Origin of the sequence: Streptococcus sp. C300, assembly GCF_000187645.1 — a bacterium.
In the GTDB taxonomy this organism is placed as follows: Bacteria; Bacillota; Bacilli; order Lactobacillales; family Streptococcaceae; genus Streptococcus; species Streptococcus oralis_CQ.
In genome coordinates, this window is record NZ_GL732466.1 from 889080 (window position 1) to 899754 (window position 10675).

9 protein-coding genes and 1 pseudogene are annotated in these 10675 nt (G+C 42.3%); 1 reads left to right on the plus strand and 9 read right to left on the minus strand.

Annotated features, from left to right (window positions below):
- Positions 1-45 precede the first annotated feature (45 nt).
- The gene (locus HMPREF0849_RS04295; RefSeq protein ID WP_000191329.1) at positions 46-1008 is read left to right on the plus strand and encodes a DUF6574 domain-containing protein; all 963 of its coding nucleotides are present in this window, start codon (positions 46-48) and stop codon (positions 1006-1008) included.
- A 62-nt stretch (positions 1009-1070) separates the two neighbouring features.
- Here the strand turns inward: HMPREF0849_RS04295 and HMPREF0849_RS04300 are convergent, their stop codons facing one another.
- From HMPREF0849_RS04300 to HMPREF0849_RS04340, 9 genes and pseudogenes are all read right to left on the minus strand, one after another.
- Complete coding sequence (locus tag HMPREF0849_RS04300) at positions 1071-1931, minus strand: DUF4299 family protein (RefSeq protein ID WP_001140325.1); 861 nt, start codon at positions 1929-1931, stop codon at positions 1071-1073.
- A 120-nt stretch (positions 1932-2051) separates the two neighbouring features.
- On the minus strand, positions 2052-3038 hold the full coding sequence (gene trhO, locus HMPREF0849_RS04305; protein WP_001030023.1) for an oxygen-dependent tRNA uridine(34) hydroxylase TrhO: 987 nt from the start codon (positions 3036-3038) through the stop codon (positions 2052-2054).
- Between the two features lie 131 nt (positions 3039-3169).
- Positions 3170-3465: pseudogene (locus HMPREF0849_RS04310) on the minus strand (bacteriocin immunity protein).
- A 56-nt stretch (positions 3466-3521) separates the two neighbouring features.
- A complete protein-coding gene (locus HMPREF0849_RS04315; RefSeq protein WP_000760777.1) occupies positions 3522-4211 on the minus strand; it encodes a CPBP family intramembrane glutamic endopeptidase in 690 nt (229 codons plus the stop codon).
- Positions 4212-4371: 160 nt separating this feature from the next.
- The gene (locus HMPREF0849_RS04320) at positions 4372-5856 is read right to left on the minus strand and encodes an ABC transporter substrate-binding protein (protein WP_000800392.1); all 1485 of its coding nucleotides are present in this window, start codon (positions 5854-5856) and stop codon (positions 4372-4374) included.
- Positions 5857-5964: 108 nt separating this feature from the next.
- A complete protein-coding gene (locus tag HMPREF0849_RS04325) occupies positions 5965-6885 on the minus strand; it encodes a carbohydrate ABC transporter permease (protein ID WP_000818291.1) in 921 nt (306 codons plus the stop codon).
- A 13-nt stretch (positions 6886-6898) separates the two neighbouring features.
- Positions 6899-7828, minus strand: a complete 930-nt coding sequence (locus HMPREF0849_RS04330) for an ABC transporter permease (protein WP_000714585.1) — start codon at positions 7826-7828, stop codon at positions 6899-6901.
- A gap of 200 nt (positions 7829-8028) precedes the next feature.
- The gene (locus tag HMPREF0849_RS04335) at positions 8029-9909 is read right to left on the minus strand and encodes a beta-N-acetylhexosaminidase (protein WP_000234375.1); all 1881 of its coding nucleotides are present in this window, start codon (positions 9907-9909) and stop codon (positions 8029-8031) included.
- Positions 9903-10675 (minus strand): ROK family protein (locus tag HMPREF0849_RS04340; protein WP_083800495.1); only part of this gene is annotated, 773 nt, incomplete at its 5' end. The genes HMPREF0849_RS04335 and HMPREF0849_RS04340, both read right to left, overlap by 7 nt.

Sequence of the window (10675 nt, forward strand, 5' to 3'; positions counted from 1 at the left end):
TGCTAGGCTAAAGATAGAAAACGACCATAAAAAGGAGGTTCCACCATGACACAAGAATGGTTTGAAAGTGCCGATCTTGAGAAGAAATCACCTCAGACAAAATCAGAAATCCAGCCCAACGAGCCTGAGACTTCAGAAACTGTGGAGACCGAACTACAAGTAAGCCAAGAAACATCTGTCTCACCTAAAGAGTCGGAAACGCATGAGGAGGAAACTCCCGAAATGACTGAGGAAACCCAAACCGAGGAAGAGGGAGAAGGGAAAACTGAAGAGGAACACAAGCAAGAAAACCCTGCAAAAGAGAAAAGTATCCTCAGCAAGGCTTTAGAAAGCCCCTATATCCCAGATATTGACCCTCGTAAAACAGCCAGATTCAAAGAAGAAATCGCACTGTTTTGGACTTGGCTGCTGGATGCTATCCAAGAACCAACTGCCAGCAAGAATACGGACCAAAAGCATCGTTACAGTGTCTTTGCCCTGCTCACCTTGCTGTCGTCAATCAACCTTTTCTTTAGTATCTATCATATCAAGCACCTCTACTACGGCTATATGGCCTCTATTGCCAATAGTTTACCTAACCAGCTCCCACCTTTAGATCTCTTTGCTGGACTTTCTATCTTGGTCGCTAGCGCTCTATTTTACTTTTCCATCATTTTGGGAGGCTTTACTGTCCGACGTGTACTGGACCAGGAGAGCGACTTCACATTCCAAGAAGCTTGCGATCGTTACAGCCGACTCTTTGCTATCCCGCTTGTCTTAACGGCTCTAGCAAGTTTCTTTGCACTTTTTGGCGGCTTGCGATTCGCTGGCATCCTCACTCTTCTAAGCATGGCCATCTTTGCCCTTGGAAATCTCTTTGTGATTAGCAAGCCAAGTAAGACCAGTAGCCTTGACCCATTTTATCGTTTCTTGTTAGCTGTCTTACTTGATGGCGCTATTCTCTTACCCTTCTTCATTGCAGAGCTCGCGCTGACAGTTGACTACCTTCGCATCCTGACCTTCTTTTAACCAAAATCCCTGCCATTTGTTAATGACAGGGATTTTTATGCTTACTCTTTTTCGAACTGTGTCTACTTGATGGTTGCCAATCCTTCAAAATCTTGTCCTAGGATGGGTTGTACTTCTAATTGATTGGCATCTAATTGCCGGTAAAATGCTTTTGGTAGTGACTCTAGGAATTTTGCATAATCCAAGCGAGCGATGGCTTCATAGTCTTCTGCTTTTGAGCCATCACCAGAAATCTTCACTAGGTCAATCTCCCAAACAAGCTCCTTGCCTGCCAGCTGCTCCGTATAAGGAGCTGGTACAAAGGGTTCCTTTGGCAAAATCGTTTTGACTCCCTGGGCTAGGTGATAGATACCGTGCACCTTTCCTTGGGCATCTGGGTAAAATTTCACATTGGCAAGGTAGGCATCAGAGCATTGAACCTTCTTGACCAGCTCTTCAAAACGTGCCAGTCCATCGTCTGCTAAAAAGCTCTCTAGGTATTCCTTGTTGAGATAGATAGGGGACAAGAGCCCTTGGCAATAGACTAGACGAGCCGCTTTGTCAGATAGATAATGCTTGACCGTTTCTCGGAAATAAGCTTCAAAGTCAAACCCTTCTAGCCCTTCTACTGCCTCACCCAACTTGTTTGATAGGGCTTGGATGAGAGCTTCTACAATCTCCCAGTCCGCTCTGGTAAGGAAGTCTGGAATCACCACTTGATAGCCTTTTCGGCTATCCGCATAGTTCACCTTGAAGAGAAATTGCGACTGACCTACAATTCCACACTCGATATACTCGAGACGATTGAGGGGCTGACGGAGATAGACCGCATCATAACTGTGTGACTCCAAGCCCTCCACCAAGGCCAAGATGGACTTGGCAGTCAAGACCTCCTGTTGTCCTAGGATGCTTTCTTTATTTGGGATAAAAAATGTTTTCGCCATAACTGGCCTCCTTTGAAATCGTTTACACATAGTATACACTATTTTCCTGAAAGATACAGAAACAAATTTTAGATTTTTAGATAAAAAGCATAGAAAAACAGCCTCTAAGGGCTGTTTGCTTTATACTGTAGCGACTTGATCCAAGCTTTCACCGATAGCTGCTAGGCGCTCGATTACTTCTGCTTGTGTCAATTCATTTTCTGAAACATAGCGGTTGCGTGGGTGAACACGGCACTCGTGTGAGCATCCACGAAGGTACTTGTCTTCATTTTCTTCTGATGTTAGGATACGACGGTTACAGAAGGGATTTCCACAGTTAACATAGCGTTCACATGGTGTTCCATCAAACCAGTCTTTCCCTACAATGGTAGGGTTGACATGGTTAACATCAACTGCGATACGCTCGTCAAAGACGTACATTTTCCCATCCCAAAGTTCACCTTGAACTTCTGGATCTTTACCGTAAGTTGCGATTCCTCCGTGCAATTGGCCGACATCTTTGTAACCTTCACGAACCATCCAGCCTGAGAATTTCTCACAGCGAACGCCACCTGTACAGTAAACCACGACACGCTTGTCCATGAATTTTTCCTTGTTGTCACGAACCCATTGTGGCAACTCACGGAAGTTGCGGATGTCTGGACGGATAGCCCCACGGAAATGTCCTAGGTCGTACTCATAATCGTTACGTGTGTCAAGAACCACTGTATCTTCGTCAAGAAGGGCTTCTTTAAACTCTTTTGGAGACAAGTAAGCACCTGTTGTTTCAAGTGGGTTGATGTCGTTGTCAAAGTCGTTGTCTTCCAAACCAAGGTGGACAATTTCTTTCTTGTAGCGAACAAACATCTTCTTGAAGGCCTGTTCACTTTCTTCGTCAATCTTGAACCAGAGGTCTTCCATGCCTGGGAGGCTGTGAACGTAGTCCATGTATTTTTGAGTTGTTTCGTAGTCACCTGAAACTGTTCCGTTAATTCCCTCGTCAGCGACTAGGATACGGCCTTTGAGGCCGATTGATTTACAGAAAGCCAAGTGGTCTGCAGCAAATTGCTCTGCATTTTCAATTGGGGTATAGAGGTAGTAAAGTAAGACACGAATATCTTTTGCCATAAGATTTGTTCCCTTTTCTATTCTTAAATTTTCAGAATTTTTCATTCAACTATACTAGTATACCCACTTGGGAAAACGAATGCAATTTATTTGACCGGAAATTATATAGAGAGACCTGCCACTGCACTTCATCAGTAACCATACCGAATCGCAGATAATTCTCTCAATTTTTTATTTGCTTAACTTGACTTTCTGACAAACACAGCTTATTGTCAATCAACACACGTGAGATGTCAACGTTCATTTGGCTCAGAATAAATGGAACAGAGGTCCCGTCGTCCCTTAGTCGTCTTTTATAAATCACTAACTGATTTTTCAAGGGAGTAAGTTGAGGCTCATTCTTTATATCTTCCAGTAGATGATCAATGATCATCATGGCTTCACAACGTCTTTCGCTTCCTCCAGCAAACCATTTTAATGGTGTCATACTTATTTTCCTCCTTAAATTGAAAAGCTATCATTCCTAACTCTCGTACCAATATTTTACCCAAATACCCTATGTAAAAAAGTCAGCAAAAATGGTAATGTTGCGAAAATATTATTAATCACATGCACTGCATAGGAAGGATAGATGCTCTTGGTATAGCGGGTCAAACCAGCAAAGATGATTCCAGATGTTGTAAAAACGAAAATATCTAACAGACTAGGCAGGCTTGAAAAATGAGGGAGAGCAAATAAAATGGACGGAAGAAGCAAATCAAGACCAAATCTCGAATCTTTAAAAAAGGCGTGTTGCAGTAATCCTCTATAGATTAACTCTTCCATCAGCGGAACCAGAAAGAACAGGGCTATATAAATACCTAGCTCTGCAAAATTAGTCCCACTATAACCAATCAATACAGCCCAACCTTCAGCAGTTGACTGAACATGTTTAGCTGTCTGAACGTTAAAAGAGATCTGGAGCACTACCACTAATACTGTCAAAATCGAATACCAAAGCCATTTTTCTCTTGGAATGCGAAAGAGATAACCATGGCCTGTCTTAACCAGAATCCAAATCATGACTCCGATAAATAGCAAACTCAGGATATTTTGAATCCAGAAGAAATTGCCAATCTGGGAAGAAAATTGCCAATAGTTTTGGACAATAAGCGTCAGCTGAGAAAGGCCAAATACGAAAAATAGGTAAGAGAAGACAGCACTCATTTTGAAAAGAAGGCGATATTTTTTCATAATAAATCCTCTATAGATGTATGTGTATCACATCGCATAAACCCTCAGAACCACTGTTTTCATTTTTACATCCTAAAAATCACTACCTCCCCTAGAGAACTAAGGAAGGCAGTGATCACATTTTTAGGAATTAGGAATGAATACACGAAATCAATCGATCTTATGATTTTTTGTTTTTCAAGAATTCGTCGTATTGTTTTTGCATTTCGTTCAATACTTTTTCGTAAGCACCTTCAGATTTCAATTTTTCCATCAATTCTGGAATAGCTTTATCTGGGTCTACAGTACCAGTGTTGATAGCTGTATCGAATTGTTGCATTGTGTTAGAAATTGCTGAAATTTCAGATTTCACACTGTCAGTGTTAAAGATAAATCCAAGTGCTGGAGATTCTTTAGCTTCTGCCAATTGTTTCTTAGAATCTGCAATTTGTTGGTCTGTAACGTTTTCGTTGATGTAAAGGATCCAGTTGTTACCAGTGTTCCATCCACCCATGTGAGTATTTCCTTTGTAGCCATCAAGGACGCGTACACGGTTTTCTTTACCTTCAATTTTTTCCCAGTTCTTGCCTTCTGGACCGTAAACAAGACCGTTCAAGAGTTCTGGGTTCGTGTTCAAGAGGTTCAACACTTCCATTGATTTTTCTTTGTTCTTAGAGTTGTTTGAGATAACAAAGTTGGCAACTTGTGTTGTTTGGTTTTTCTTGATAAAGTTAGTGATTGGTTTGATTTGGATGTCTTTGTTAGCAACGCGTGAGAGCAAGCTGTTACCGTAGTCAGCTGGTCCTACTGTTTCTTCACGAACGAACCAAGTATCTTGTTGAAGGTCAAATGAAGTGTCGCTTGTTGCTACGTCTTTTGGAATGTATCCAGCTTCATAGAATTTGTGAAGAGTCTTCAAGTGTTCTTTGAAACGAGGCACTTCGTAACGGTTTACGATCTTAGTAGTGTCTCCTTCAAGGTCAATAACAAATGGAAGTCCGTTTGGTACTGGGTAGTCAAAGTTATCAGATGGGATAAAGTTCTTCGTAACCGCAAATGGTACTACGTCTGGAGCTTTTTCTTTGATTTGTTTCAAGACTGGCTCAAGTGTTTCGTATGAAGTTACACCTGAAATATCGATACCGTATTTAGCAAGAAGAGTTCCGTTGAAGGCAAAGTTTTGAGATGATGCAACGTTAGCTGCAACTGGTACTGCATAGATCTTACCGTTTACAGTGTTCCCTTTGATGTAAGCTGGGTCAAGTGCTTTGTAAAGCTCTGCTCCTTCTTTTTTATACAATTCTGTCAAGTCAGCATAAGCACCTTTTTGAGCATTTACGACATAGTTAGATGCAAATGCGATATCATAGTTTTCACCAGATGATGTGATAACTGACATTTTCTTATCATAGTCACCCCATCCGAGGTATTGGATATCCAATTTAGCACCGACTTTTTCTTCGATGATTTTGTTTGCATTTTCTAGCAATTCATCCAAGTTGTCTGGTTTGTCACCGATTTGGTACATTTTGATTACAGGTTTTTCACCTGAAGCAGTATCAGCAGCTTTTTTGTTATTACCTGTAAGGTTTCCACAAGCAGCAAGACCAGCAGCCAAAGCGACTACGCTAGCAGATGCAAAAGCATATTTTTTCCAGTTTTTCATGATAAAAACTCCTTTTTTTATTTTTAAACTTATAAACGATTTAATAATTTGTAACTTCAGTCACTAAGATGAAGTTGGGAAGGGAGAAACGGTGTTTCTCAGCAAGTGCTATTCTTTCACACCACCGATGGTCAAACCTTTAACAAAGTAGCGTTGGAAGAATGGATACAGAATCGCGATTGGAAGGGTTGCAACAACAACCATGGCCATACGACCTGTTTCTTTCGGTAGAGCAACTCCCAGTTGGCCAGATAGACCGACTGCTTTTGCAATGTAGTCCATATTTTGTTGGATTTGCATAAGCAAATACTGTAATGGATACAAGTTGTCACTCTTGATGTAAAGAAGGGCGTTGAACCAGTCGTTCCAGAAACCAAGAGCTGTCAAAAGCGTGATGGTTGCGATACCTGGTAATGACAATGGTAAACAGATTTGGAAGAAGATCCGGGCTTCACTAGCACCATCGATACGAGCAGACTCCAAAATGGCTTCTGGAATGGTCTTCTTGAAGAAGGAACGCATCAAGATGATGTTAAATGGTGAGAGAAGCATTGGAACAATCAAGGCCCAAACTGTATCACCTAGTTGAAGCAAACGAGTTACCACGATATAGCCTGGAACCAAACCGGCGTTGAACAACATACTAAGTAGGACGAAAACTGTAAAGAATCTGCGGTACTTAAAGGTTGTCCGTGAAATGGCGTAGGCATAAGTTGTTGTGATAAAGACGTTTGTCAAGGTTCCGACTACTGTTACAAACACTGAGATAAAGAGCGCTTGTAATATCTTATCTTTAAACTGAGCCAAAAACTCGAAGCCATCTAATCCAAACTGTGATGGGAAAAAGCTATATCCATGTTGAAGGATGCTCTTTTCATCTGTGATGGAAATCATGATGACAAAGATAAAGGGTAAGATACAAGAGAGAGCAATCAATCCAGAAATAATACTAAAGAAGATATCTGCCTTCTTACTAAAGGAGTGAATGCCGACATTATCAATTTTTGCTTTTTTAATTTTTTCTGCCATGCTTTCCTCCTTTCTAGAATAGTGCTGAATTTGGATCTACTCGTCTTGCAAGTATATTTGATAAGATAACGAGAATTAAACCGACAACTGACTGATAAAGACCAGCTGCTGATGCCATACCAATATCCGCTGTCTGAGTCAAACCATTATAGACATATACGTCCAAAACGTTGGTTACATTGTAAAGCTGACCAGCATTGTGTGGAATTTGATAGAAGAGACCAAAGTCTGCACGGAAGATATTTCCGACTGCAAGGATGGTCAATACAGTTACAAGTGGAGTCAACTGAGGAATGGTTACGTTGCGAATGCGTTGCCACTTGCTCGCCCCGTCCACTGTTGCTGCTTCGTAGTAGGTTGGATCAATTCCCATGATCGTCGCATAGTACATGACACTGCTATATCCAAAGCCTTTCCAAATACCTAGGAAAAGGAGAAGGTATGGCCAAATGCCTAAGTCAGCGTAAAAGTTGACTTCCTTCATGCCAATGGATGTTAGGAAATGGTTGAAGACCCCTTTGTCAATGTTTAGGAAGGCATCTGTAAAGAAACTGATGATAACCCATGACAGGAAGTAAGGGAACAACATAGACGTTTGGAAAATCTTAACCATTCTCTTAGAGCGGAGCTCGCTGAGGATGATGGCAATCCCTACTGATACAATCAAACCGATAAAGATAAACCCGAGATTGTAGAGAACGGTATTTCGAGTGATGATAAAGGCATCTTTTGAACTAAACAAGAATCTGAAATTATCTAACCCGACCCATTTACTATTCACAATACTATCTATGAAACCATTACTGGTCATATGGTAGTCTTTAAAGGCAACCACATTCCCAAATACTGGAATGTAAAAGAATAGAATCAACCAGAGTGCCCCTGGTAAAACCATCAAGAGAAAGATCCAGTTATCTCTCAAGGTCTTTGAAAACTTTTTCATAATTTCCTCCCTTTTTATTCCTAAAAACTGATTTCATCGAATTTTTAGGTTTGATAACGATTACATTATTAGTATACTCCTATTTGAAGGCTAGGTTAAACTACTAATTATAGAAAAAACTCCACAAATTATTTTTTGTGGAGAAGTTTTTTATAAGAAATAGGTTTCACGAGAAACATTCTGACTCGGAAAAAAGACCTTTAAGTCGTATAAATCGTCGAAGCTGTCGCAATAGTGTGCCACTGGTTGGCTGTTGTGGCTGTAAATCCCTTGTCTGCGTAGAAGTCAGTAAATGGTAAGATTTCCACTTCTAACTCGTCGATGCGGTCAAGCTGACCAGCTAGATAAGCCTCGATGCGACTTTCTGCTCGCTTGATGCGTTGCAAGAGTCCTCCCATACGGATATCAACTGTGTCCAAGCCAAAGACCTTGTTTTCCTTCAACCATTGATGGCTAAAGAGGGCATGGAAATGTTCAATCTCGCTTCTGAGTTTTGGTAATTCTTGTCTGGCGATTTGCTGTAAGCTGACTTTGTCACCGGCTTTATAAGCTTCACGGATGCGTCGTCCCACATCCACTTTGCTACTTAAAATCTGGTTCAACTGGGCCTGAGTTTCAAAGAGATAAGAGTAGGCACCAGCTTTTTCTTTGATGTCAGAGAGAATCTCAGCTGCCTGAGCGAAGTGTGGTTTGTCCTGTTCAGGTGTCATGTGTCGATCAAGAATCGGACAGAGAACATCCTGATAAAAGACATAGCGGTTGGGATTGATCCCGCTGAGATTGCCTGGCAAGTCTGGTAAGAGGTTAGCTAGGTCAATCTGCATAAAGTCCTCAACCGATAGACCTGTATTGGTCTTGAAGTGAGCAGACAAACGGTCTAGGTCATTGCGGTAGCTGAGTTCTGCCCAGATTTGCAAGCTTGGTAGGACAGAAAACTGGGCAGTTTCCCCACCATTATCCCCCCAACCCGTCACAATGACTTCTTTGATGTCATTAGCACGACAGGCTTTATTGGCCTCGATAGCGATGAGACGGCTGAAATGGTTGTTGGGTGTGAAACCAATCCACTTCCAAGCACCACCTGCAAAGGCAATATCTTGGCTAATCTTGTGATGGTTGCGGAAATTGCGATTGTACTTTTCTTCGCTGTCTTGATAATAATCCCAGTAAACCAAGATTACACGGTCTTTGAGACGGTCTAGGTAGACACGAGTTTCCTCAGGGATTTCCACATCACGATCGTACTGACCATCTGCTGACATGAGTTTAAAGAACATATCGCTCCACATCTGGCAGTGGAAACCATACTTATCGGCGATATCAAGCACGCGCTCCAAGTGTTGGCACATGAGGAGACTACGGTCCACAACACCGTTCAGAATTAAGTAACGACCTAAACCAACCAAGTGCGCTTCATCCATCCCAATATTGACCTTGCGTGTTTGTAGTTTAGATAGCGTCGCAAACATGCCGTCAATTAGGTCGTAAACTTTTTCTTCGCCAATGAGGAGGATATCTTCTACATCACGGAGCTCTTGCACTTCTTTGACACCCCATTTGACAAAGGCTGACAAGTGGGCCAAGGTCTGGATGCAAGGCACAAAGGTCATGTCAAACTGCTGGGCATAGGCTTCGATTTCCTGCAACTCCTCAGCCGAATAGGCCCCACGGAAATAACCAAAGTAGGGTTGCCCCTCGATTTGATAAGTGTCTTCCATGTAGAGCTCAAAAGTTGAGTAGCCCATGAGAGCCAGAACTTCAATCATCTGCTTGGCAGAAGCGACATTCAAAACTGCATTTCTAGAACAGTCTGCCATGTAGGCCAAATCTTCGTAAGCAGCTTGTTCTTCAATCTCTACCTTATCACCTTCTACTAGAGCTGTTGCCAACAAGGACAAGGCGCGGTACAGTTGGTGAGGTTTGCGATAAGTTAGTTGATAGTGGCCACCCTCACCCTTGATAGAGATAGAGGCTTGATCAGACTGAGCGACTGCTACCTCTACATCTGGTAGGGAAATGTGCTTTTTAAGCAACTCTAATGCTTGCGCTTGTTTGGGACTAAGTCCTGTAAAAATTACCATTGGTTTTCCTCCTGCAACCAGTTGACAAGGGCACCATAGAGATTGGCATCTGCATGATAGGTGCAAGCTTGGATAACTGGTGCGACCGTGTATTCTTCGTAGGTCTCGACAAAGTTATCGACAGCCTTCTTGACACCTTGGATGAAATCTGGATTTTGACTGATAGAGCCACCCAGACTAATGACATCTGGATCGATGAGATACTGGATATTGAGCAAGCCTTGAGCAAGGTTACGATTCATGCGCTCAATAGCTTCTTGGCAAAGGGCATTGCCGGCTGCCGCTTCTTGGTAAACCTTGCGTCCGTCCCAGTCAGTCTGACCAGATTTTTCAATTACGTAGCGAACCATGTTTCCTGTAGAGGCTAGTAGCGACCAGTTGTTGAGTTTTTCAGCTGGTTCAATGGTTGTCATATAGCCAAACTCACCACCTAAGCCGTGGCGACCACGGTGAAGCTTGCCATTGATAATCATAGCTCCGCCAATTCCTGTCCCAATCACGACACAGGCTGCATTTTCAATCTCTGGATGAGCTAGCAGTTCACTAAGTCCAACACAGTTGGCATCATTTTCTAGATGGACAGGTAGCTGATGATGAGCAAAGGCCTCATACCAAGAAAAACCGTGAATATAAGGTACGGCACTGATTCCCTCAATTACACCTGTTTCTTGATTGACCGCGCCTGGAACGCTCATAGCGATCCCTCTGTAATCCTGCTCTGATAAGCGTTGGTCTAGCCAAGCTAGTAGATTCTCCAAACTTTCTG